Source organism: Bradyrhizobium sp. AZCC 2230 (assembly GCF_036924495.1).
GTDB lineage: Bacteria > Pseudomonadota > Alphaproteobacteria > Rhizobiales > Xanthobacteraceae > Bradyrhizobium > Bradyrhizobium rifense.
In genome coordinates this window covers 7,106,401-7,130,000 of the sequence record NZ_JAZHRS010000001.1, presented here as the reverse complement: position 1 = coordinate 7,130,000, position 23,600 = coordinate 7,106,401, and the positions used below count along the sequence as shown (strand labels likewise).

General features: G+C 63.0%; 16 protein-coding genes, 2 tRNA genes, 2 rRNA genes and 1 riboswitch (1 of these 21 running past the window's edge). Of the genes, 7 read left to right on the top strand and 13 right to left on the bottom strand.

Annotation, left to right across the window (positions count from 1 at the left end):
* The 4 genes from V1280_RS34010 to V1280_RS33995 all read right to left on the bottom strand — a co-directional run.
* Positions 1-115: ribosomal RNA gene (locus V1280_RS34010) — 23S ribosomal RNA — on the bottom strand (it extends 2,759 nt beyond the left edge of the window).
* Between the two features lie 403 nt (positions 116-518).
* Positions 519-594, bottom strand: a tRNA-Ala gene (locus tag V1280_RS34005).
* Positions 595-627: 33 nt separating this feature from the next.
* Positions 628-704: transfer RNA gene (locus V1280_RS34000), tRNA-Ile, on the bottom strand.
* Between the two features lie 191 nt (positions 705-895).
* Positions 896-2,384 (bottom strand): 16S ribosomal RNA (locus tag V1280_RS33995).
* The 16S and 23S rRNA genes sit together here with 2 tRNA genes alongside, the layout of an rRNA operon.
* A gap of 1,006 nt (positions 2,385-3,390) precedes the next feature.
* Between V1280_RS33995 and V1280_RS33990 the strand changes: the two genes are divergently transcribed.
* Both V1280_RS33990 and V1280_RS33985 read left to right on the top strand, forming a co-directional pair.
* Positions 3,391-5,451, top strand: coding sequence for a M23 family metallopeptidase (locus V1280_RS33990; protein ID WP_334534832.1), 2,061 nt, complete (start codon positions 3,391-3,393; stop codon positions 5,449-5,451).
* A 154-nt stretch (positions 5,452-5,605) separates the two neighbouring features.
* On the top strand, positions 5,606-7,225 hold the full coding sequence (locus V1280_RS33985) for a hypothetical protein (RefSeq protein ID WP_334534831.1): 1,620 nt from the start codon (positions 5,606-5,608) through the stop codon (positions 7,223-7,225).
* A gap of 97 nt (positions 7,226-7,322) precedes the next feature.
* On the opposite strand, the gene clpB is transcribed toward V1280_RS33985, so the two are convergent.
* Positions 7,323-9,962, bottom strand: a complete 2,640-nt coding sequence (gene clpB, locus V1280_RS33980) for an ATP-dependent chaperone ClpB (protein WP_334534830.1) — start codon at positions 9,960-9,962, stop codon at positions 7,323-7,325.
* A 240-nt stretch (positions 9,963-10,202) separates the two neighbouring features.
* Here clpB and V1280_RS33975 point away from each other — a divergent pair, with 240 nt between their 5' ends.
* Positions 10,203-10,991, top strand: a complete 789-nt coding sequence (locus tag V1280_RS33975) for an MOSC domain-containing protein (protein ID WP_334534828.1) — start codon at positions 10,203-10,205, stop codon at positions 10,989-10,991.
* 210 nt (positions 10,992-11,201) lie between these two features.
* On the opposite strand, the gene V1280_RS33970 is transcribed toward V1280_RS33975, so the two are convergent.
* Positions 11,202-12,173, bottom strand: coding sequence for an IS110 family transposase (locus V1280_RS33970; RefSeq protein WP_442895183.1), 972 nt, complete (start codon positions 12,171-12,173; stop codon positions 11,202-11,204).
* Between the two features lie 318 nt (positions 12,174-12,491).
* Positions 12,492-13,145, bottom strand: coding sequence for an NlpC/P60 family protein (locus V1280_RS33965; RefSeq protein ID WP_334534825.1), 654 nt, complete (start codon positions 13,143-13,145; stop codon positions 12,492-12,494).
* Between the two features lie 215 nt (positions 13,146-13,360).
* Between V1280_RS33965 and V1280_RS33960 the strand changes: the two genes are divergently transcribed.
* On the top strand, positions 13,361-14,224 hold the full coding sequence (locus V1280_RS33960) for an alpha/beta fold hydrolase (RefSeq protein ID WP_334534823.1): 864 nt from the start codon (positions 13,361-13,363) through the stop codon (positions 14,222-14,224).
* 108 nt (positions 14,225-14,332) lie between these two features.
* Here V1280_RS33960 and metW read toward each other — a convergent pair whose 3' ends face one another.
* Both metW and metX read right to left on the bottom strand, forming a co-directional pair.
* Positions 14,333-14,995 (bottom strand): methionine biosynthesis protein MetW, encoded by a 663-nt coding sequence (gene metW / locus V1280_RS33955; RefSeq protein WP_334534820.1) that lies wholly within the window; start codon positions 14,993-14,995, stop codon positions 14,333-14,335.
* 13 nt (positions 14,996-15,008) lie between these two features.
* On the bottom strand, positions 15,009-16,211 hold the full coding sequence (gene metX / locus V1280_RS33950) for a homoserine O-acetyltransferase MetX (protein ID WP_334534818.1): 1,203 nt from the start codon (positions 16,209-16,211) through the stop codon (positions 15,009-15,011).
* 92 nt (positions 16,212-16,303) lie between these two features.
* Positions 16,304-16,383, bottom strand: a riboswitch (SAM riboswitch).
* Positions 16,384-16,544: 161 nt separating this feature from the next.
* Between metX and V1280_RS33945 the strand changes: the two genes are divergently transcribed.
* From V1280_RS33945 to V1280_RS33935, 3 genes are read left to right on the top strand one after another with little or no spacing between them, the layout of a single operon-like run.
* A complete protein-coding gene (locus V1280_RS33945) occupies positions 16,545-17,393 on the top strand; it encodes a chorismate mutase (protein ID WP_334534816.1) in 849 nt (282 codons plus the stop codon).
* Positions 17,394-17,428: 35 nt separating this feature from the next.
* Positions 17,429-18,523 (top strand): histidinol-phosphate transaminase, encoded by a 1,095-nt coding sequence (gene hisC / locus V1280_RS33940; RefSeq protein WP_334534815.1) that lies wholly within the window; start codon positions 17,429-17,431, stop codon positions 18,521-18,523.
* Positions 18,520-19,461 (top strand): prephenate/arogenate dehydrogenase family protein, encoded by a 942-nt coding sequence (locus tag V1280_RS33935; protein ID WP_334534813.1) that lies wholly within the window; start codon positions 18,520-18,522, stop codon positions 19,459-19,461. Before hisC ends, V1280_RS33935 begins: the two co-directional genes overlap by 4 nt.
* Here the strand turns inward: V1280_RS33935 and V1280_RS33930 are convergent.
* From V1280_RS33930 to V1280_RS33915, 4 genes are all read right to left on the bottom strand, one after another.
* A complete protein-coding gene (locus V1280_RS33930; protein ID WP_334534811.1) occupies positions 19,458-19,901 on the bottom strand; it encodes a hypothetical protein in 444 nt (147 codons plus the stop codon). The genes V1280_RS33935 and V1280_RS33930 overlap by 4 nt on opposite strands.
* A gap of 103 nt (positions 19,902-20,004) precedes the next feature.
* Complete coding sequence (locus tag V1280_RS33925; protein ID WP_334534810.1) at positions 20,005-21,576, bottom strand: hypothetical protein; 1,572 nt, start codon at positions 21,574-21,576, stop codon at positions 20,005-20,007.
* 279 nt (positions 21,577-21,855) lie between these two features.
* Complete coding sequence (locus V1280_RS33920; protein ID WP_334534808.1) at positions 21,856-22,077, bottom strand: hypothetical protein; 222 nt, start codon at positions 22,075-22,077, stop codon at positions 21,856-21,858.
* 230 nt (positions 22,078-22,307) lie between these two features.
* A complete protein-coding gene (locus V1280_RS33915) occupies positions 22,308-23,492 on the bottom strand; it encodes a DUF2125 domain-containing protein (protein WP_334534806.1) in 1,185 nt (394 codons plus the stop codon).
* Between the last annotated feature and the right edge of the window lie 108 nt (positions 23,493-23,600).

Sequence of the window (23,600 nt, the reverse complement as noted above, 5' to 3'; positions counted from 1 at the left end):
GAAATCCGCGGATCAAAGCTTCTTCGCAGCTCCCCACGGCTTATCGCAGCGTAGCACGTCCTTCATCGCCTCTCAGCGCCAAGGCATCCACCGAACACCCTTAAGGCACTTGATTGCTCTCATTATCAATGTCCACACACTCGGCAGAATGTTGTCTGCAGAATTACCTTGCGGCACGCGCCCTCGATGAACGCTATCTGCAGACGGACAATGATTAGAAAGACCAGCTTGCTTCGTAAGATCGTTCCGATAGCGAGGCGGTCAAGCTTCGCTAAAAGGATCATTTACAACTCGCATGTCTTTCAGACGCAGCCTTGTGAGCTACGCTGAAAGGCGCACGAGCGCCGAAATGATCCGGAGATAATGAAGTCTCGCGCAGATATTCTCTGCACGATCCAACTCGGATCGATCTCCTCTTTACGATGTCAGAAATCACGCATCTTGCTGTCTATCCAGACTAGCAGGATGCGAAGTGATGTTTCGCGGACGACGGTGTCATCGTTGGTGATCAAACCATCTGGTGGAGCCAGACGGGATCGAACCGACGACCTCATGCTTGCAAAGCACGCGCTCTCCCAGCTGAGCTATGGCCCCGTAACCAGAAGACGAATGCTCACTCGATGAGTGTGGTGGGCCTGGGAAGACTTGAACTTCCGACCTCACGCTTATCAAGCGCGCGCTCTAACCAACTGAGCTACAAGCCCCTAACGCATATCCCGTTAAGGACCATGGGATCCTGCGCATACAGGCCCAGCGCGTGTTCGTCCGCGAAGAAAGAGAAACGTAGACGGCGAAATCCCGCCAATGCAGCTCAACGATCCTGACGACCGTTGGCCACTGATGTTTCTAAAACGATCCGATAGTGAGCCGAAGCTCTCTGAAGGATCATCCTTAGAAAGGAGGTGATCCAGCCGCAGGTTCCCCTACGGCTACCTTGTTACGACTTCACCCCAGTCGCTGACCCTACCGTGGCCGGCTGCCTCCATTGCTGGTTAGCGCACCGTCTTCAGGTAAAACCAACTCCCATGGTGTGACGGGCGGTGTGTACAAGGCCCGGGAACGTATTCACCGTGGCGTGCTGATCCACGATTACTAGCGATTCCAACTTCATGGGCTCGAGTTGCAGAGCCCAATCCGAACTGAGACGGCTTTTTGAGATTTGCGAAGGGTCGCCCCTTAGCATCCCATTGTCACCGCCATTGTAGCACGTGTGTAGCCCAGCCCGTAAGGGCCATGAGGACTTGACGTCATCCCCACCTTCCTCGCGGCTTATCACCGGCAGTCTCCTTAGAGTGCTCAACTAAATGGTAGCAACTAAGGACGGGGGTTGCGCTCGTTGCGGGACTTAACCCAACATCTCACGACACGAGCTGACGACAGCCATGCAGCACCTGTGTTCCAGGCTCCGAAGAGAAGGTCACATCTCTGCGACCGGTCCTGGACATGTCAAGGGCTGGTAAGGTTCTGCGCGTTGCGTCGAATTAAACCACATGCTCCACCGCTTGTGCGGGCCCCCGTCAATTCCTTTGAGTTTTAATCTTGCGACCGTACTCCCCAGGCGGAATGCTTAAAGCGTTAGCTGCGCCACTAGTGAGTAAACCCACTAACGGCTGGCATTCATCGTTTACGGCGTGGACTACCAGGGTATCTAATCCTGTTTGCTCCCCACGCTTTCGTGCCTCAGCGTCAGTACCGGGCCAGTGAGCCGCCTTCGCCACTGGTGTTCTTGCGAATATCTACGAATTTCACCTCTACACTCGCAGTTCCACTCACCTCTCCCGGACTCAAGATCTTCAGTATCAAAGGCAGTTCTGGAGTTGAGCTCCAGGATTTCACCCCTGACTTAAAAACCCGCCTACGCACCCTTTACGCCCAGTGATTCCGAGCAACGCTAGCCCCCTTCGTATTACCGCGGCTGCTGGCACGAAGTTAGCCGGGGCTTATTCTTGCGGTACCGTCATTATCTTCCCGCACAAAAGAGCTTTACAACCCTAGGGCCTTCATCACTCACGCGGCATGGCTGGATCAGGGTTGCCCCCATTGTCCAATATTCCCCACTGCTGCCTCCCGTAGGAGTTTGGGCCGTGTCTCAGTCCCAATGTGGCTGATCATCCTCTCAGACCAGCTACTGATCGTCGCCTTGGTAGGCCATTACCCTACCAACTAGCTAATCAGACGCGGGCCAATCTTTCGGCGATAAATCTTTCCCCGTAAGGGCTTATCCGGTATTAGCACAAGTTTCCCTGTGTTGTTCCGAACCAAAAGGTATGTTCCCACGCGTTACTCACCCGTCTGCCGCTGACGTATTGCTACGCCCGCTCGACTTGCATGTGTTAAGCCTGCCGCCAGCGTTCGCTCTGAGCCAGGATCAAACTCTCAAGTTGGACTTGAACTTTGAACCGGCTGATCACAACGTTTGACGAGGTCCCACCATTATCGACCGAAGTCGATGTGCTGCCTGCGATTCACATCGCGGGCAACGATGGTGTTTCCTTTGAAACGTGTACCGCCGAAGTCTTTCGTCCGGTCCCGATCAGAAAAGCCGAAGCTTCTCAGATGCGAGACCCGCAAGGACTCCGCCGTCCACGTTTCTCTTTCTTCATCTTCACTTGTCAAACAGCCCGGGACCAGGAGGCCCCAACCTTCCAGAGTGGAAGGGTTCCGACACCCTTACCGGCGACGAATGAACTCCAACCGATTTGTGTCGGCTGTTGTGCACTCAACGAGGTGAGGAGCATCAGTGGCGCGTTCGCTCGCCTTGGTCAGTGACCCGGCGGCGCCGCGCTCAGTGGTCGGGTTATAGGCCCCCCCGCCCGGGATTGTCAACGCCCATCGTCAACAAATCGTCGCACAGTGGATTGTCGAAAATAATCGAGCGATTCCAGCCCATTAGACGAACGTGGAAACGGCGGAGCGAAACGGCTCGGCAAAAAATCTGAAAAAAAGTTTGGCCCCCAGGGGGCTCGGAAGGGGCTCCAGAGGGGCCCGGGAAGGGGCCCCGGAAGCGGCCTGCGGCGCCTCCCGGACCAAGACCCCAGCGCCCTGCCGTCGAGGAAACTTTTTCCATGTTTGGCGCCGTACTAGAGCCACAATCCCGCGGCGTTCTGATAAGAGACAAGCTTGAATCGCGGGATGCCAGTGGGGGCTGCCGCGATTTTCATGGGGTCCAGAGAAGGCGATCTGATGATGACGCGGCCTTCTTCGGACATTCGAAAGACATCGAGAGACCTTCACCTGCCTTGCTGTTCGTAATTTCGGCCGGGCCCTCATCGGGGCCTCCTGAGCGCGAGCATCTGTGCGGCACGGCTTTTTTCGCGATCCCCCTGCAAGAGGGCGACCAGGGAAAAGCACGAAGCGAAGGGTCTCGGGTCGTTGATTGGGGGACTTGGGTTGAACCAGAGGACGTCACGCGGCGCTTACGGGCGTGAGACCGGGATCATCGATCTCGGCCACGAGCCGCCGCTGTCCGTCGATGGTTCCGAAGCCGCCGTCATCGATCGCCGTCGCGTCTCGGTGCAATGGTTCAGCGGCACAATTCTGACCGGACTCTGCGGCGCAGCCCTGATCGGCGGCGCCGTTTTCGCATCTCTCGACGGCGAAATGACCTTCGCCAAGGTGCCGGAGCGGGTCGAGGGCGCGCTGCGCGGTGCATTTGGTGCAGCCGATCGCACCGCCACGCTGCACAAGAGCGACCGACTGCCGCCGCCGAACGATTCCACCGCCTCGCGCAACATTGTGCGCGTCTCGACGGTTGCCCGCGTCGGCAACCGCGACGTGATGCGGGTACGCCCCTTCATCCGGATCGCCGGCAATCTGTCGATGACGACGAGCGATTTGTCAGCGAAAATACCGCCGTTCAACGCGCAGCGCATGCTCACCGACGTCGGCGCCGATCCGAAGACCGCAACCGACGATCCGAACAATCCTGAAGCCGTCGAGCCCGACGCCGAGGTCTCCTTCGTCACGAAGGACCTCTCGCCGGTGCTGCCGAAGGCCAAGATTTCCGCCGTGGTGGCGCTCGACGACATCCTGATGCGGGTGCGCGATGCCGCCAATTGGCGCGGCAATGGCGGGGTGCGCTACGCCTCGCTCGCCAATGCCACCGCCGACATCTCCGGCGCGACCGGCCCGTCCGACATGAAGATGGCCTACGCCACTGAAGTGTCGCCGTCCGATCCTTATGCCGGCTTCGAGACCCGCGTGGTGCCGGAAAACGTCACGCTGCTGCCGAAGACCAAAGAGCAGATCACCGGCGGCAATCCCAACGGCGAACGCGTCCATGTCGTCAAAAAGGGCGACTCGGTCTCCTCCGTGCTGCGCGATCTCGGCGCCACCGCAGATGAAATCAAGTCGATCGCAGCGACGCTCGGCCCCCGCGGCCGCGACGGCGGCCTGAAGGAAGGCGAGAAACTTCGCATCCTGCTGGCGCCCGCAAGCCCCGGCGCACGGCTGCAGCCCTACCGCGTCGTCGTTGCCAACGACACCATGGTCGAGGCGATCGCGGCGCTGTCCGATCTCGGCAAATACGTCGCGGTCGACGTTTCCACCATGAATACCGTCGCGGACGCCACGGCCACCGCCAACAGCGACGACGACGAGGACGACGGCACCGGCGTGCGGCTCTACCAGAGCATCTACGAGACCGCGATGCGCAACAAAGTGCCAATGCCGGTCATCGACGACATGATCAAGATCTACTCCTACGACGTCGATTTCCAGCGCAAGGTCGCGCCGGGCGACTCGTTTGACGTGTTCTACGCCGGCGAAGACGAGGGCTCGACGGCGGTCGACAAGAGCGAGGTGCTGTTCGCATCGCTTACGGTCGGCGGCGAAACCAAGAAATACTACCGCTATCTGAGCCCCGACGACGGAGTCGTCGACTACTATGACGAGACCGGCAAGAGCGCGAAGAAGTTCCTGGTCCGCAAGCCCGTCAACAGCGCCATCATGCGCTCCGGCTTCGGCGGCCGCCGCCATCCGATCCTCGGCTATGTGAAGATGCACACCGGCGTCGACTGGGCCACCGCCTACGGCACGCCGATTTTCGCCGCCGGCAACGGCGTGATCGAAAAGGCCCAGCTCGAAGGCGGTTACGGCAAATACGTCCGCATCAAGCACAACAACGGCTACGAGACCGCTTACGGCCATATGTCGGCTTTCGCCAAGGGCATGGAGCCCGGCAAGAAGGTGCGGCAGGGCCAGGTCATCGGCTTCGTCGGCTCGACCGGCCAGTCGACCGGCCCGCACGTTCACTACGAAATCCTCGTCAACGGCCGTTTCGTCGACCCGATGCGCGTGAAACTGCCGCGCGGCCGTTCGCTCGAAGGGCCGATGCTCACGGGCTTCGAGAAGGAGCGCGATCGTCTCGACGGCATGATGAGCGGCCGGGGCGGCGCCATCGCCCGCATGTCGGACGCCACCGGCGGCCCGCTGCAGGTCAGCAACCGCTGATTGGATAACTGGTCGAAATCGACCGGACATCTCCAGAAAAATGATCTGAAATGACGTCGTGGTGCGACGTCATTTCACCGCACCACAATTTCAAGTTTCGTTTGCCAAAGCGGTCTAACGGGCGAATACTTTCCAAAAAATGGGAGGTCTCGCCATGAAGCACAGGTTCGCCTGCGCAGCTTTCGTCGCTGCAATTTTCTCGAGCACGAGCACATTTGCAGAGAGCTGGGAGGTCACCAGGCTCGTCCCGGGCTCGGCGTTCCATGGCGTGCACGGACTCGGTATAGACAAGGCCGGCCATCTGTTTGCCGGTAGCGTCGCGGGCGCGGCCCTCTATGAGGTCGACATCGCGGGCGGCACGGCCAAGATCGCGATTCCCGCACCGATCGGAATGGCCGACGACATCGCATTCGCGCCCGACGGCACCATGGCCTGGACCGGATTCCTGGCCGGCGATCTCTATTCGCGCAAGGGCGACGGCCCGATCAAGAAGCTCGCCAGCGGCCTTCCCGGCATCAACTCGCTCGCCTACCGCAAGGACGGCCGGCTCTACGCCACCACTGTTTTCCTCGGCGACACGCTCTATGAGATCGACGTCGAGGGCGTCAAACCGCCCCGTCAGATCATGGAGAAGATGGGCGGCCTCAACGGCTTCGAGTTCGGTCCCGACGACAAGCTTTACGGTCCGCTCTGGTTCAAGGGACAGGTCGCCAGGGTCGACGTCGACAAGGCCGAGCTGACCGTCGTCGCCGACGGCTTCAAGGTGCCGGCCGCGGTGAATTTCGATTCCAAAGGCAATCTCTGGGTGGTCGATACCGCGCTCGGCCAGCTCGTTCGGGTCGATCCCAAGTCCGGCGCCAAGACCATGGTCGCGCAACTGAAGCCGTCGCTGGACAATCTCGCGATCGACGACAAGGACCGCATCTACGTGTCCAACATGGCCGACAACGGCATCCAGGAGGTCGATCCGGCGACCGGCCAGGCGAAGCAAATCATCATCGGCAAGCTCGCTTTGCCCGGCGGCATCGGCGTCACCTCGGACAACGGCAATGATACGATTCACGTCGCCGACGTGTTCGCTTATCGCACGGTGGACGGCGCGACCGGCGAAGTCACCGAGAAGGCGCGCATGCACGCCGACGGCGTCACCCTCGAATATCCGATGAGCGCGACGGCGAAGGGCAACGACGTGATCCTGTCGAGCTGGTTCACCGGCACGGTGCAGGTGATCGACGGCAAGACCGGCGCCACGCGCGACATGCTGCACGGCTTCAAGGCGCCGCATGACGCGATTGTGCTCGGGGACGGCAGTATTTTGGTAGCCGAGCTCGGCACCAAATCGCTCGTCCGCGTCAGCGGCGAGCACGGCAAGGATCGCACCACGGTGGTCGGTGATCTCGAGGGTCCGGTCGGGCTTGTCGGCGGATCGGGCGACGAGGTCTATGTCACCGAAGCCTTTGCCGGCACCGTCTCCCGGATCGACAAGAACGGCGAAAAGACCGTGCTCGCCAAGGATTTGAAAATGCCCGAAGGCCTTGCGCGCGGGAGCGACGGCAGATTGATCGTGGCAGAGGTCGGCGCCAAGCGCCTGATCGAGATCGCACCCGACAGCGGCAAGGTCACCGAGATCGCGGCCAATCTTCCGATCGGCCTGGAGGGCGCGCCCGGCGGCCTGCCCAGCAATATCCCGACGGGCGTCGCCGTCGGCGCCTCCGGCGTCATCTATTTCAGCTCCGACATCGAGAACGCGATCTACAAGGTCGTGAAGAAATAGCGCCGCGCTCAGCTGACCGGCCGACGCGAACAAAAAATCGCCCCGGAAAGAGAATGACCTCTCCGGGGCGATTTTATCTAGCGGTGCACGCCGATGATCAGTTCAGCTTGCGCTTCGACGTCGGCGCCTCGAACTGCGTGATCTCGGCGGTCTGTGACGCCTTGCCGTTGAAGGTCAGCACGTTGCCTTCCGACGAGATCGCGACGCTGTCGCCATCCCTGACATCGCCGGCGAGGATCATTTCGGCGAGCGGATCCTGGAGGTAGCGCTGGATCACCCGCTTCAACGGCCTTGCGCCATAGGCAGGATCCCAGCCCTTGGCGGCGAGCCAGTCGCGGCCCGCAGCGTCGAGCGTCAGCACGATCTTGCGATCGGTCAGGAGCTTCTGCAGCCGCGCGAACTGGATCTCGACGATCCGGCCCACCTCGCTCCGCTGCAAGCGGTGGAACAGGATGATCTCGTCGACGCGGTTCAGGAACTCGGGGCGGAAATGTCCGCGCACCATGCCCATCACCTGCTCACGCACGGCAGACGTGTCTTCGCCCTCGGGTTGATTCACCAAATACTCCGAACCGAGGTTCGAGGTCATGATGATCAGCGTGTTGCGGAAATCGACGGTACGGCCCTGGCCATCGGTCAGGCGGCCATCGTCGAGCACCTGCAACAGGACGTTGAAGACGTCCGGATGCGCCTTCTCGATTTCGTCGAACAGCACGACCTGATAAGGCCGGCGCCGCACCGCTTCGGTGAGCGCGCCGCCCTCGTCGTAACCGACATAGCCCGGAGGCGCGCCGATCAGCCGCGAGACCGAGTGCTTCTCCATGTATTCGGACATGTCGAGCCGGACCATCGCGGTCTCGTCGTTGAAGAGGTACTCGGCGAGCGCCTTGGTCAGCTCCGTCTTGCCGACGCCGGTCGGGCCTAAGAACATGAACGAGCCGGTCGGCCGGTTCGGGTCCTGCAGGCCTGCGCGCGAGCGGCGCACGGCGGTCGCGACCGCACGCACGGCCTCAGCCTGGCCGACGACGCGCTGTCCGAGCTGCTCCTCCATCTTCAGGAGCTTCTCCTTCTCGCCTTCCAGCATCTTGTCGACGGGCACGCCGGTCCAGCGCGAAACCACCTGCGCGATGTGGTTGGCGGTAACCGCCTCCTCCATCATCTCGCCGGAACCTTCACGCGCCTCGATGTCAGCCAGCTGCTTCTCGAGCTGCGGGATCCGGCCATAGGCCAGCTCGCCGGCCTTCTGGAATTCGCCGCGCCGCTGCGCGTCGGCCAGATCGACGCGCAATGCGTCCAGCTCGGATTTCAGCTTCTGAGCGTCGGAGAGCTTGTTCTTTTCAGCACTCCAGCGCGCAGTCAGCACCGCAGACCTCTCCTCGAGCTCGGCCAGCTCCTTCTGAAGCGTCTCGAGACGCGACTTGGAGCCGAGGTCGCTCTCCTTCTTGAGCGCTTCCTGCTCGATCTTGAGCCGGATGATCTCACGGTCCAGCGAATCCAGCTCCTCCGGCTTGGAATCGACCTGCATCTTCAGCCGCGCGGCGGCCTCGTCCATGAGGTCGATCGCCTTGTCGGGCAGGAAACGATCGGTGATGTAGCGGTTGGACAGCGTCGTCGCCGCCACGAGCGCGGAATCGGTGATCCGCACGCCGTGGTGCTGCTCGTACTTGTCCTTCAGGCCGCGCAGGATCGAGATCGTGTCCTCGACTGAGGGCTCGCTGACGAAGATCGGCTGGAAGCGCCGCGCCAGCGCCGCATCCTTCTCGACATGCTTCCGATACTCGTCGAGCGTGGTCGCGCCGATACAGTGCAGCTCGCCGCGCGCAAGCGCGGGCTTGAGCAGATTGGACGCGTCCATCGCGCCATCGCCCTTGCCGGCACCGATCAGCGTATGCATCTCGTCGATGAACAGGATGAAATTGCCGTCGCTCGCGGTCACCTCCTGGAGCACGGCTTTCAGCCGTTCCTCGAACTCACCGCGGTATTTTGCACCCGCAATCAGTGAGCCCAGGTCGAGCGACAGCAGCTTCTTGTCCTGGAGGCTCTCGGGCACATCGCCATTGACGATGCGCAGCGCGAGGCCCTCCGCGATGGCGGTCTTGCCGACGCCGGGCTCGCCGATCAGGACGGGATTGTTCTTGGTCCGGCGCGACAGCACCTGGATGGTGCGGCGGATCTCCTCGTCGCGGCCGATAACCGGATCGAGCTTGCCGTCTCGCGCAGCCTGGGTCAGGTCGCGGGCATATTTCTTCAGCGCGTCATAGGCGTTCTCGGCGGTCGCGGAATCCGCGGTGCGGCCCTTGCGCAGCGCCTCAATCGCGGCGTTGAGATTTTGCGGAGTGACACCGCCCTTGGCGAGGAGGCTGCCTGCCTCGCTGGTCTTCTCCAGCGTGAGACCGAGCAAGAGCCGTTCGACGGTGACAAAGCTGTCGCCGGCCTTCTCGCCGGCCTTTTCGGCCGCGTCGAAGGTACGGGCGAGCTCCGGCGCCAAATAGATCTGGCCGGCACCGCCACCAGAAACTTTCGGCACCTTGTTGAGGGCGTCCTCGGTCGCCTTCAGAATTGCGCGGGAATTGCCGCCGGCGCGGTCGATCAGACCGGAAGCCAAGCCCTCATTGTCATCCAGGAGGACCTTGAGGACGTGCAGGGTCGAAAACTGCTGATGCCCCTCGCGCACCGCAAGCGACTGCGCGGACTGGACGAAGCCCCTGGAGCGTTCGGTATATTTGTCGATATTCATGTCTTTTCTTTCCCTCGGCCTGCCCCTGGGGCCCTCTAAGGCACCCCAAACGGCATCTTCATTGGGTTTCCGCTTGATAGTTGACGTTCCTCAACCAACAGCGGTCGTTATCAGCCGACGCTGGCGCCGGCCTGATCCAGATGTGGGAAGCGTGCTCTCGGATCGGAAGAGGCGAGTTCACAATTTCGTGCGCGGCTCGGCCGGCTTGGCGGCAGCGGGCCGAATCCCCTAAGTAGGCCTATGACAGCCAGCCAGACCGCCGAAATCACCGGCCTCTATCGCTACCCGATCAAGGGCCTGACGCCGGAATCCCTGCCCCGGGTCCCCTTGCGGACCGGCCAGACCCTCCCCGCCGACCGCCGCTACGCCATCGAGAATGGCCCGAGCGGGTTCGACCCGGAGGCTCCGGAGTGGAAGCCGAAAATCCAGTTTCTGATGCTGGCCCGCAATGAGCGGCTGGCGTCCCTCGACAGCCGGTTCGAGGATGCAACCAACAGCCTTACCATCCGCAGGGACGGCCAGATCGTCGCCAGCGGCGATCTCGAGACCGCGGCGGGGCGCGCCGCGATCGAGGGCTACTTCACGGAGAACTTTCAGCCGGAGCTGAAGGGCCCGCCCAAGGTCCTGTCCGGCCGCGACCACAGCTTCTCGGATATCGCCCGCAAGGTCGTGTCGATCATCAATCTCGAGAGCGTTCGCGCCATCGAGACCATGCTCGGCGGTGTCGCCGTCCATCCCCTGCGCTTCCGCGGCAATCTTTACGTGACGGGCTGGCCGGCCTGGTCCGAGCTCGACCTGGTCGGCCAGACGCTGGCGATCGGGCAGGCCCGGCTGAAAGTGGTCAAGCGCATCGTTCGCTGCCCGGCCGTCAACGTCGATCCGGCGACGGCCGTACGCGATCTCGAGATCCCACCGACGCTGTCGCGCAATCTCGGCCACATGGATTGCGGCATCTATGCCGAGGTGATCGCCGACGGTGAGATCGGCGTGGGTGATGCGGTCGCGGTGGAGCAGCCGACGCTCGTGTGAGCTAGCACCGCTCTCGTAGCAACCATTAAAGCGACGTCCGATTGCCGCGAGCATGACGCCGTGCTTGCGGCCGTCAAGGCGTGGCCTGGCGGCAGCGGCGATGAGGTGAGGCCGGAGCGACGGCCAGCCTTGACGGCCGCTGCGCGCGGCGTCTTTGCGATGGCAGGTCGGGACGAAGAAACGGTGCTTCGGCCGAACAAAGAAACGGGCTCAAGTGGCGGGCAAGCCCGCAGCTTTTGACGGTTCAGCAAGCCACGGCGTTCCGCGGGCGACGACGGCGTTGATGATGACGAGCAACTTCCTGGCACAGGCGACGAGCGCGCGCTTGTGACCCTTGCCGGCGGCAATCAGGCGGCTGTACAGGGCCATGAGTTGCGGGTTCCAGCGGAACGATGCGGGCCGTGCGGCAGTATAGAGCGCCCGGCGCAAACGTTCGCGGCCGCCGTCGATGTGACGGGCGCCGACGCGGTCGCCGCTGTCATCATCGTAAGGGGCAAGCCCGGCGAGGGCTGCGGCTTGTTCACGCGTGATTTGGCCGATCTCGGGCATCCTGACCAGGATGGCGACCGCAGTCGGCAGACCGCTGCCGCCGACGCTGTAGATCAGATCGAGCCGTGCGGCGAGATCGCGATGCTTGCGGATCGCTGCCACCAGAGCCTTGAACTCGGCTCGTTTGTGCTTGGCCAAGAGAGCAATCTGCTCCTTCCACAGCTTCTGGATACGTTCGTTGCGGCAACTCTCCAGCCGGTTCTTCAGCTTGGCGATGTCCTCCTGGATCTGGTCGATCATCGTCAGATGCTCGGCAAAGGGCTGCAGCCGAGGATCCGGAGCAGAGTGGATCTTCTTGACGGCGGCGGTGCAGGCCGCAATCAAGGCTGCATCGATCTTGTCGTTCTTGGCCCACTGCAGGAGGAACGTGGCATAAGCACGGACCTGGGCCGGCTGAAAGAGGACGACGACAAACCGCTTGCGTCGCAGTTCGGCGACCGCCGCCTGCTCATAACCACCGCTCGCCTCGATCCCAACCCGCTTGACCTTGTGGCGCTTCAGCCACTCCACCAACTCCTGGTGGCCTTCCGCCGTGTTCTTGACCTGCAGCTGCTCCGAGCTGCCATCGAGCGCCACGTCGAGCTTGTGTTTGCCGGTATCGATCCCGGCACAGATCGTGATACGCTTGGCCATCTTCCTCGACCCTCCCTTGTGAATGCGAACCTGAAGTTCGTTCAACCATGCGGGTCCCGATGAAGTGCCGACCGCGATCTTGCTACGAAACGCAGCCCTCAAGGCTTCGGTGGGCATCGATCCGATCGATCGGCGGCCCAGCCCGGGTGGCCACCCGGGCTGGGCCATTCCTCACGGAACGAGGTCATTATAATCCGGCGCGCTAATACAAGGGTGGGCAAAGGCGCTCTTGCGCCGTGCCCACCATCTTGTCGAGCGGACGGACGTGGTGGGCACGCTTCGCTTTGCCCACCCTACGGCACCGTCACTACGGCATCGTCAATTCGGCATCACATACGCATAGATCCGGCCGCGCGAGATCGGGGCCTCGCGGACGCGGTTGCCGTTGTTGCCGGAGATCATGATCGGATTCCCCTGCGCGTCGATGCCGGTGATGATGCCGACATGACCGCCGCCACGCCGTCCCATCACCGCGATGGCTCCGACCTGCGGACCGGACACGCGCGTGCCGTAGCGCGCGAACGAGCTCGCCATGTCGGAGCCGGTGCCCTGATGGCCGGTGTGCTGCAGCACCATGTTCATGAAGCGCGCACACCACAGGCTGCCGCGCCCGGTCGGGTTGCCGCCAATGTAGCGGCGCGCCTCGGAGACGAGACCCGACCCGCCGAAGCCACCGCTTGCAGCCATGCCGTTACTGGCCATGCCGCCGCTATTGGCGTTCGGATCATAGCTGGCCTGCGTGTTGGCGAATCCACTCGCCTGCAACTGCGCCGCGCTGCGCTCGAAGCGCGAGCCGCTGGCATGGTGGCGATAATGATGATGTCTGGCGTGATGCACGTCAACGTGCCGCTCTGCGCTATGACGATGATGCGGCCGCGCTGAGGCCGGAGAAACGAACACGGCAACCGCCGCAAACAAGATCGCCAGCGCGACAACACAACGCGACAGGCGAGACGCAAACAACTCGAACATTCTTCATCCTTCGTTGACACCCCCACTTCCAATCGGCCGTGCGATGGCCGACATCGGTCTGGCCGTTAAGCCGCCCGATGTGGCGAGAAAAAGACGCCGAGGGTGACGAATAGCTGCGATGATTTTGCGTCAGTGCTGGTGTGAAGCTGCCTCATTGCGGACAACAGCATTAACTGCGATCCTGAAGTTGCGGCTTGAAGAGAGGGAAACAGTTAATGCCCCACGCCACGACCAGGGACGACGTCCGTATCTATTTCGAAGAGGCGGGTCAGGGAACGCCGATCATTTTTCTGCACGAGTTCGCGGCCGATTACACCAATTGGGAGCCGCAGATGCGTTACTTCTCGCGCGGCCACCGCTGCATCACCTATTCCGCGCGCGGCTACACGCCATCTGACGTGCCGGCGGGTGAGGTCTACACCTACGAACATTTCTACACCGACGCGCTCGCGGTGCTCGATCATCTCAAGATCGAGCGCGCGCATCTCGTCGGTCTGTCGATGGGCGCCTATTCATCGCTCCAGATCGGATTGAACGCGCCGCAGCGCGCGCTGTCGATGACGCTGGCCGGTGTCGGCTCCGGTTCGGAGATCGAGAACCTGGATAATTGGCGCAAACAATGTCGCGCCAACGCCGAGCAGTTCGAGACGCTCGGCTCAGCAGAAGTCGCAAAATTCACGCGCGAGGCTCCGAGCCGGATTCCCTTCCTGGTGAAAGACCCGCGCGGCCACGCCGATTTCTACGCCGCACTGGCGCGGCACGATTCCAGGGGATCGGCCAACACGATGCGCGGTTTTCAAGGCGGCCGTCCCTCGATCTTTGCGATGACGGATGCGATCAAGAAGGCCGCCACGCCCGCACTGATCATCTGCGGCGACGAGGATGATCCGTGCATCGGGGCGAGCCTGTTTTTGAAGAAGCATCTGCCGGCAGCGGGACTCGCGATGTTTCCCAAGTCGGGCCACGTGCTCAATCTCGAAGAGCCCGCGCTGTTCAATGAGACCGTGGAGCGGTTCGTGACGCTGGTGGAAGCAGGACGTTGGCCGGTGCGCGATCCAAGGTCGCTGGCGGCGCATTAGGGTGAAGGCGCAGCCAAGTATTCCGTCATTGCGAGCGTAGCGAAGCAATCCAGAATCCCGCCGCGGAAAGACTCTGGATTGCTTCGCTGCGCTCGCAATGACGAGAGACTATTTTTCACCACCGCGGCTCAGCAAGAACACACCCTGCTCGCCGAACAGATTCCACACCCACCATGGCAATCGCAATCGCAGCGGGCGGCCGTAGAGGTCGAGCGCCTCGGCGCGCTCCATCTTGACGCCGATGGCGTCGCAGAGCTCGATGAAATCCTTGATGGTGCAGAAATGGATGTTGGCGGTGTCGTACCAGCTGGCCGGCAGATTCTCCGTGCGCGGCATGTGGCCGCCGACCAGGAGCTGCAGCCGCATCCGCCAGAAGCCGAAATTGGGGAACGACACGATGGCGCGGCGGCCGATGCGCAGGAGATTCTCCAGCACGACCTTGGGCTGCCGCGTCGCCTGCAGCGTCTGCGACAGGATCACGTAGTCGAAGGCATCATCCGGATAATTCACGAGATCGGTGTCGGCATCGCCCTGCACCACCGCGAGGCCTTTTGCCACGCAACGGTTGACGCCCTCGCGCGACAACTCGATGCCGCGGCCGTCTATGCCGCGGGTCTCCAGCAGTTGAAGCAGATCGCCGTCACCGCAGCCGACGTCGAGCACTTTCGAGCCCGGCTTGACCATCTCGGCGACCAGCAGATGGTCGGCGCGAAACGGGCCGGACTGCTCCGCAGTGAGGCCATTGAGCGGCAGCACTTCCTGTACAGACATTGCCAGCCGTCCTTCAGTCATTCTTGCCGGTGAGCCCGCGCGCCTTGCCGGCCGATTGCAGGAACGCGCGGGAGATGTCGAAGAATTCGGGCACGTCGAGCAGGAAGGCATCATGGCCGCGATCGGTCTCGATCTCGGCGAACGACACCCGCGCGCTCGACGCGTTCAGCGCGTGCACCAGCGCGCGCGATTCCGAGGTCGGGAACAGCCAGTCGCTGGTGAAGGAGACCACGCAGAAGCGCGTCTCGATTCCTGCGAACGCCTTCGCCAGCACGCCGCCATGGTCGCCGGCGATATCGAAATAGTCCATCGCGCGGGTGAGGTAGAGATAGGAGTTGGCGTCGAAGCGCTCGACAAAGGACGAGCCCTGGTAGCGCAGATAGGATTCGACCTGGAAGTCGGCATCGAACGAGAAGGTCGGTAGCTCGCGATCCTGCATGCGGCGGCCGAACTTGCGATGCAGCGCGGCGTCCGAAAGATAAGTGATGTGCGCGGCCATGCGCGCGACCGCGAGGCCGCGATGCGGATGGATGCCCTGATCGGCGTAGGCGCCATTGTGCCAGTCGGGATCGGCCATCACCGCCTGACGACCGAGCTCGTGGAAGGCGATGTTCTGCGCCGAGTGCCGCGTCGAACAGGCAATCGCCAGCGCCGAGTAGACGCGCTTGGGATAGGCCGCGGTCCATTGCAGCGCCTGCATGCCGCCCATCGAGCCGCCAACGACGGCGAACAGCGTGTCGATGCCGAGCCGGTCGATCAGCATCGCCTGCGCGCGCACCATGTCGGGAATGGTGATGACGGGGAAATCCAGGCCCCACACCTTGCCGGTTGCGGGATTGATCGAGGCGGGCCCGGTCGAGCCCATGCAGCCGCCGATCACGTTGGAGCAGATGATGAAGTAGCGGCTGGGATCGAGCGGACGGCCGGGGCCGACCAGCGTCTCCCACCAGCCGGGTTTACCGGTGACGGGATGCACATTGGCGACGTGCTGATCGCCGGTCAGCGCATGGCAGATCAGCACGGCGTTGGAGCGATCGGCGTTGAGCTCGCCATAGGTCTTGTAGGCGATCTGGAACGGGGTGAGATCGATGCCGCAATCGAGCCGCAGCGGCTGGTCGGCGCCGAACAGCGCGACATCCGAACTCGGATGATCGACCTCGTGCGACCGATCGTCGGCACTGATCGCGGGACTGGGGACAGACTTGACGCCAACCATCTCTGACCTTCGACCTCGTTTGCGATCAAACGTGAGATCGCGATGAAATCAGGCCATGAAAAACCCGGCCTGAACGATAGGTTCGGCCGGGATCGAAAGCGTCCCCGGCCTGTTTAGCGAGTTTTTTAACGTGGCTGCAAGCCGGCCGGCTCAAATGACCACGGAACAGGCAAAAACCTACCGGCTTGGGCGCTTTTCGTCAAGTCGCGGTCCCGATGAGCCAAATTCAACCCTGATAAGTCCGCCAAAAAGGCTGTCATTTCTCTTTGCTTTCGCCGTCCTGACTGCCTAATCAGGACACCGACCGCAGCCTCACAACAGCACCTCGCAGATATGTCCCAACGTCCGCCCGCGCCACCATCGCTCCAGGAATTGCGCAAGGAGATCGACGCAATCGACGAGGGCATGCATCGCCTGCTGATGCAGCGCGGCGACATCATCGACCGCCTGATCCAGGTGAAGCAGACCCAGGAGGTCGGCTCGGCGTTCCGCCCGGCGCGCGAAGCCTCCATGATGCGTGACATCGTGCAACGCCATCGCGGCATCCTGCCGCTCGACACGGTCGAGAGCATCTGGCGCGTCATCATCTCGACCTTCACTTATGTCCAGGCGCCGTTCTCCGTGCATGCCGACATCTCGGTGAGCGAGCCGGCGATGCGCGATTCCGTGCGCTTCCATTTCGGCTTCACGGTTCCCTACGTCGCGCATTTCAGCGCGCAGGCCGCGGTCGAAGCGGTGGCGAAATCCAAGGGCGATCTGGCGCTGGTCTCGGCGACCTCGAGCCGCACGCCGTGGTGGCTGGAGCTGGAAGCGGACGGCGCGCCGAAGATCATCGCACGGATGCCCTTCGTCGAACGTGCCGACCATCCGGCCGCACTGCCGGTGTTTGCGATCTCGCGCGTCGCCGACAGCGCCGTGGTGACGGAGGTCGAGACCTTCAGCGTGCGCGTGTCGGGGTGGAACGCAGAGGTCGCACGCGCCCTGTCGCCGCTCGCCGAGATCGTGGCGGTGCCCGATACCGCCTTCGACGGCGCGGCGCTGCTGGTCTCGGTCACGGGCGCCACCAGCATCGACAAGATCAGGGCTGCCCTGATCGACGCGGGGGCCTCGGTGCGCTCCACGGCCCTCGTCGGCAGCCACGCAACGCGCTATACGGTGCCCCCGACCGGGCAAAAATCGTAAATCGCGTGCCGCTTAAAGCCTATCCGGAGTTGAAGATGTCCCGCCCCGTGCCGAATCCCGGCATTCTCGATATTGCGCCCTACACGCCCGGCAAGAGCCCGGTCGCTGAGCCGGGCCGCAAGGTGTTCAAGCTCTCGGCCAACGAGACGCCGTTCGGACCCTCGCCCAAGGCGATCGAGGCCTTCAAGCACGTCGCGGACCATTTGGAAGACTACCCGGAAGGCACCTCGCGCGTGCTGCGCGAGGCGATCGGCCGCCACTTTGGCCTCGACCCGAACCGCATCATCTGCGGCGCCGGCTCCGACGAGATCCTCAATTTGCTCGCCCACACCTATCTCAGCCACGGCGACGAGGCGATCTCGACCACGCACGGCTTCCTGGTCTACCCGATCGCGACCATGGCGGTCGGCGCCAGGAACGTGGTCGCGGCCGAGAAGAACCTGACCTGCGACGTCGACGCGATCCTGAAAGCAGTGACGCCGCGCACAAAACTGGTCTGGCTCGCCAACCCCAACAATCCGACCGGCACCTATATCCCGTTCGACGAGGTCAAGCGGCTGCGCGCCGGCCTGCCCTCGCACGTGCTGCTGGTGCTGGACGCCGCCTATTGCGACTACGTTTCCCGTAACGATTACGAGATGGGGATCGAGCTCGTTGCCACCACCGAGAATACGGTGGTGACGCACACCTTCTCCAAGATCCACGGCCTCGCGGCGCTGCGCATCGGCTGGATGTTCGGCCCCGAGCACATCATCGACGCGGTCAACCGCATCCGAGGTCCCTTCAACGTGTCGACGCCGGCGATGTATGCCGCGGTCGCCGCCATCGAGGACACCGCGCACCAGGCGATGTCGAAGCAGTTCACCGAGACCTGGCGCAACTGGCTCACTCAAGAGATCACCAAGCTCGGGCTGAAGGTGACGCCGGGCGTCGCCAATTTCGTGCTGATCCATTTCCCGAAAGACGGCAAGACCTCGGAAGCAGCCGATGCGTATCTCACCAAGCGCGGCCTCGTGCTGCGCGCGCTGAAGAATTACGGCCTGCACCATGCGCTGCGCATGACCATCGGCACCGAGGAGGCCAACCGCCTCGTCGTCGAGGCCCTGCGCGACTTCATGGCCGGCAAATGAGCGTGGACCCGCACTTCCAGCGCGTCGCACTGATCGGCTTCGGTCTGATCGGCGGCTCGATCGCGCGCGCTGCGAAGCTTCAGGGCTTGGCTGGCGAGATCGTCACCACCGCGCGCTCGGAGAAGACGCGCGCGCGCGTGCTCGAGCTCGGCATCGTCGACCAGGTCGTGGCGACCAATGCGGAAGCCGTGAAGGATGCCGATCTCGTCATCCTCTGCATTCCCGTCGGTGCCTGCGGGCCGGTGGCACAGGAGATTGCAGCCCATCTCAAGCCCGGCGCCGTGATCTCCGACGTCGGCTCGGTCAAGGGCGCGATCGTCAGGGACATGGCGCCGCATCTGCCGAAGAATGTCCATTTCGTGCCGGCGCACCCCGTCGCGGGCACCGAGCATTCGGGGCCGGATTCCGGCTTCGCCGAGCTCTTCATCAACCGCTGGTGCATTTTGACGCCGCCGGAAGGTACCGACGCCGCGGCCACCGCGCACTTACGCGCGTTCTGGGCGGCGATGGGCGCCAAGGTCGAGGTGATGACGCCGGATCATCATGATCTCGTGCTCGCGATCACCAGCCATCTGCCGCATCTGATCGCCTACACCATCGTCGGCACCGCCGACGAGCTGCAGCAGGTGACGGAATCGGAGGTCATAAAATTCTCCGCCGGCGGTTTCCGCGACTTCACCCGCATCGCGGCCTCCGATCCGACGATGTGGCGCGACGTCTTCCTCGCCAACAAGGAGGCCGTGCTGGAGATGCTCGGCACCTTCACCGAGGATCTGGCAAAACTCACCCGCGCGATCCGTCGCGGTGACGGCGAAGCGCTGTTCGATCATTTCACCCGCACCCGCGCCATCCGTCGCGGCATCGTCGAGATCGGCCAGGATTCGGCGGCTGCAGACTTCGGCCGCCAGCATGGGCAGCTCGACAAGAAACCCGGCTAACCGCGGTCCTTGACCCCTGCGATACGGCGCCGGCCGGCAAGACCGGCGCCGATCTGCATGCACACGCCCAGCATCCAGGTGGCGCCGAACAGGAGATTGCCGGCGGCATCGGACGTCTCGTCGAAGACGAAAGCATAGAGCGCGAGCAGGCCGGCTCCGGCGGCGAGGAACGTACCGGTCGCACTGGCGAGACCGATCGCGGGCGATCGATGCGCCGGCCCCGCCTGAAGCTGCGGCCAGCGCGGAATATCGATCCCGAGATAGGCGCCGATCATTCCGAGCACGATCAGCAGGACAGTGAATTCGACGGTGTCGAACCAGGGCAGCTCGGCCCGCATCAGCAATGCGGCGACGAAGGTGGCGCCGACCGCGCCCGTCATCGCCAGGCCAAGCCGGGCGACGATTTGCGCGAGCCGAAGGATCAGAAGACCGTCGGACAATTGCCGTCCTCTGGAGAGGTTTTGTGTTTGAGCATGATCTCCGCGCAAACGCGTTCCGCGTTTGTCGCGAGGGAAAACCGCTGCACACTTTTCCGGATCATGCTCAGAACGGATAGTACCGGATCTGCGTCATGACGATGTTGTCGTCGGTCTTGGGCGCGCCACCGACACCGTCGAAGGCGATCCGCTGCGTGTAGGAATACTGCACCCCGGCTTTGAGCGTGCCGTAATTGCCCTGGTAGATGGTGTCGTAGATGCCGGCGGTGATCTGCCGGACTTCCTTGGTGTTGCCGTTACAGGTCGCGGCCGGCGTGTTCTCGGTGAAGCAGCCGGTGTTGTTGTAGAGCGGATTGCCGTAACCGAACGGAGTGGTCCCGACATTGGCGAAATTGGCCTTGGCCTTTTCAAGACCGGCATAGCTGTAGACATCGAGACTCGGCGTCGCGTGCCAGATCAGGCCGACCGCAGCCGCGGTGATCGTCAGCGGCAGCACGGTGCCATCCTGCGCCACCGCGGCATCGGGGAACGGCGTCGCCGTGAAGCGACCGAGCACGCCATGCGCGCCGTAGAGCTGAAGATCGAGGGTTTTTGGGATCAGCTCGGCAAAGACGTGGCCGCCGAAGCTGCCGGTGTCGTAGGTGTGGTTGGCGCCATTGAAGCGATCGAACAGCTGGCGATAGAGCGCCCAGGCTTCGACATGCAGCTTGTAGGGCCCGAGCCGCGGATCCCACGCCGCCTTGACGGTGACGTCAGGCACCTGGTTCAAGCTGACATTGTTGAGGTTGTTGAAGAAGCTGCCGCCCGGCCCGGTCAGATTGACCTGAAGATTCGGATTGAGCACGCCCTGCGGCCCGACTGCGGGCGTACCGACCGTCGGCGTATTGCCGCCGAAGAATGCGGTCTGCGGATTTTCGACGGACGCAGCGAGCTTGAACTCGGGCCCGAGATCCTTCCAGACGCGAAGGCCGGGTTGCCGTGCCGCCAGAAATCCCGGAACGGATTCGAAGTCGATCACGCCGGGCGCGTCGACGCCGCGGGGATCAATGCCCGACTTGGTCGGCGCGTTCAGCGACCAGGATTGGCCGGCGAGGAAGTGCAGGCCGAGATCGGTCCGGTCGAGTTCGAGACTGAGCTGCCGCATCCGAGGATTGAAGGAGTTGGTGGCAACGGAGCTTGCCGTTTGCGCCGCGCCCTCGAAGTCTATTTCGCCGTAGCCGGCGAGATGCGTATCGGGATCGGCGTTGCCTTCGGCCAGCACCGAGAAGCGGCTTTGGCGTGCGGAGAAGCGCGTCTCCGGGAAGTAGAAATTATGAGCTTGCTGATAGGGGATGAAATTGAACACCGAGCCGGTGTCGGAGGCGATGTTGCGCGAGCGGTAGATGCCGGTGAGATCGATCCAGCCACCGAATGTCAGCGTGACGCCCTTGTAGCAGATCTTGCCGCCCGCGCATGCCTCGACGGGCAGCGCCTTGTAGGTCCCCGTCATCGGCATGGCTTTGGCCTGCACCGCTTCGACCTGACGCGTCTTACGCGCCTCCGAATCCACCTTCTGCTGCAGCTCCTTCAGCTTCGCCTTCAGCGCCTGGAGTTCGGTTGTGACATTGTCGTCGGCACGCGCCTGTCCTGAACAGGCAGCGAGTAATCCCAGCATCAGTCCGTAGTTGATGATCCGCACGTAAGCCTCCCTCCACTGGGGAAGCAGGTGCTATTGATTGCGCCCCCGGCGCGTGCATGCTTCCCTGGTGTGGAGTGATGCGAATGGGCGTGCTGTTATTCTCGGCGAGGCGCATCTTCTGCATCACATTTTCCTGACGATCATGTTCGGAATATTTTCACCGCTCGACCGATCCGCTCGCGCGCGATTGCTGCGCCCACGATGCAGCGCGCATTGGGCCCGACCGGGACATGGCCGGGCCCAACTCCGCGACGCGCAAAGTCTCAAGGGGGATGGCGGCTATTGACCCTTGGTCGCGCGAATCACCGTGGGGCGCGGTGATGTCGCAGAAGGCGCGTAAGCCATCGCATCGCGCGCCGCAGGGCTCGCGAGATTGCGGTCGCCGTTGGGATACTGGGCTTCGTGGGCGGCCGGCTCCTGTGACCGCCACTGCGCGAACGCAGGCGTCGCGAGTGCGGTCGACATGGCGATGGCGGCAACGAACAGCCTGGATGTCGTCATGGATTCTCTCCTGTCTCGGCGGCCCGCTTCATCGGGCAGCCGACATGGAGAGAGACCGGGCTTTGCGGCTCCGCATTCCCGGCGGACGATCACGATCCAGCGAAGAGACCGTGACGTGAGTTCACCGGTCGTAGCCCGGATGGAGCGCAGCGCAATCCGGGATTCTTAAACACGGTTGGCGCTGTCCCGGATTACGCTGCGCTCCATCCGGGCTACGGGAGCAACGACCGCTAATACAGCGGCGGAATCTGGCCGACCGTGACCGGGCCGAGCAGCACGGCGCCGTCGACGAATTTCAGCGGGAAGCTGCGGGCCTTCTTGCCCTCGAGGGTGCTCTCGGTGCCGATCGAGCTGATGCCGGCGGCAACGCCGGCGTTGGCGTTCTGCTTGATGACCTTGCCGAGGCCGGGAACGGCACGGTCGAGCGCGCCAAAGAGATTGTTGAGGTCCTTTGACTTCACGCCGGGCGCGACGCGATCGAGCGTTGCCTGCGGCACGCCCTCCTCCAGCATCTTCTCGATGCCGAGCGCCGGGATGACGCGCTCGAGGCCGGTCACGGTCATCTGCAATTCGCCATCCAGTCGGCCATTGGCCGAGAGACCCAGCGTGCCGGCCGCGACTGCGATCATTTCGCCCTGCTGGATCCGCGACTGCACGATCTCGATGTGGCCGCCGGCGGCCTGGATCTCGCGGAAGCGCTGCGGCCAGGGTTTTGGGGTGAGATCGGAGAGCCCGGTGATCTTCGCACGCGTGTCGGCTTCGAACGGCTCGGCCAGCAAGGGATGAACGCCCTGGATGCTGCCCTGCGCGACTTGAAGCACGGTCTCGATCACGGGGTGATCGGCCGGCGACCCATCCGCGATGCGCCCATGCAGCTCAATCTGCTTGGCGCGCGCGAGCGGCACCTGCACCGAACCATCGAGACGATTGATGCTGGGATCATCGAAAACGATGGAGGCGCGTTCCGGGATGGCCGGCAAGCCGACCACGCTGCTGCGGCCATTGCGCCAGTTCACCAAGAAGGTGTTTTGCGTAACACCGTCGACCAGCGTTGCCGGCGCGGAAAACTCGGCAATGACGTGCTTGGGATCATAGACCTGCGCCAGAACCAGAATGTTGTCGAGCTTGGCCGTGAACGGCGTCTTGCTCGCATTCTGCGAGACCAGCGCGACGCTGGCGCCGGAGCACTGGACCTCGAAGCGGAACGGGAAGCCGGCAATCGAGCGCTTGGCGCAATCATAGATGCGGCCGGATTTGGCCTCCTGCGCGCGCCAGGCATCGGCCGCGACCTCGGCCTGCGAGGCCGCATAGAACCAGAAGCCGCTCCAGGCGACTGCAAGGATCAGGAGGAGGACGGGAGCAATGAAGAGCCCCCAACGGGAGCGCCGGCCTGCGGCAATGGTCATATCGGACATACGGCGACCCTTTGGCCCCAGATTTTGTCAAATGTAAGCGAGGCTGGCCCCGGACGAAAGGCGGAGAATTCGCTTCGCTTGGGGGCAGGCTTCTGGTAGCCGTGCCCG

Excerpts from the sequence above, each read along its gene's own strand:
- V1280_RS33985 (WP_334534831.1), top strand. The coding sequence starts at position 5,606 with ATGAAGCACAGGTTCGCCTGCGCAGCTTTCGTCGCTGCAATTTTCTCG.
- clpB (WP_334534830.1), bottom strand. The coding sequence starts at position 9,962 with ATGAATATCGACAAATATACCGAACGCTCCAGGGGCTTCGTCCAGTCC.
- V1280_RS33975 (WP_334534828.1), top strand. The coding sequence starts at position 10,203 with ATGACAGCCAGCCAGACCGCCGAAATCACCGGCCTCTATCGCTACCCG.
- V1280_RS33970 (WP_442895183.1), bottom strand. The coding sequence starts at position 12,173 with ATGGCCAAGCGTATCACGATCTGTGCCGGGATCGATACCGGCAAACAC.
- V1280_RS33965 (WP_334534825.1), bottom strand. The coding sequence starts at position 13,145 with ATGTTCGAGTTGTTTGCGTCTCGCCTGTCGCGTTGTGTTGTCGCGCTG.
- V1280_RS33960 (WP_334534823.1), top strand. The coding sequence starts at position 13,361 with ATGCCCCACGCCACGACCAGGGACGACGTCCGTATCTATTTCGAAGAG.
- metW (WP_334534820.1), bottom strand. The coding sequence starts at position 14,995 with ATGTCTGTACAGGAAGTGCTGCCGCTCAATGGCCTCACTGCGGAGCAG.
- metX (WP_334534818.1), bottom strand. The coding sequence starts at position 16,211 with ATGGTTGGCGTCAAGTCTGTCCCCAGTCCCGCGATCAGTGCCGACGAT.
- V1280_RS33945 (WP_334534816.1), top strand. The coding sequence starts at position 16,545 with ATGTCCCAACGTCCGCCCGCGCCACCATCGCTCCAGGAATTGCGCAAG.
- hisC (WP_334534815.1), top strand. The coding sequence starts at position 17,429 with ATGTCCCGCCCCGTGCCGAATCCCGGCATTCTCGATATTGCGCCCTAC.
- V1280_RS33935 (WP_334534813.1), top strand. The coding sequence starts at position 18,520 with ATGAGCGTGGACCCGCACTTCCAGCGCGTCGCACTGATCGGCTTCGGT.
- V1280_RS33920 (WP_334534808.1), bottom strand. The coding sequence starts at position 22,077 with ATGACGACATCCAGGCTGTTCGTTGCCGCCATCGCCATGTCGACCGCA.
- V1280_RS33915 (WP_334534806.1), bottom strand. The coding sequence starts at position 23,492 with ATGTCCGATATGACCATTGCCGCAGGCCGGCGCTCCCGTTGGGGGCTC.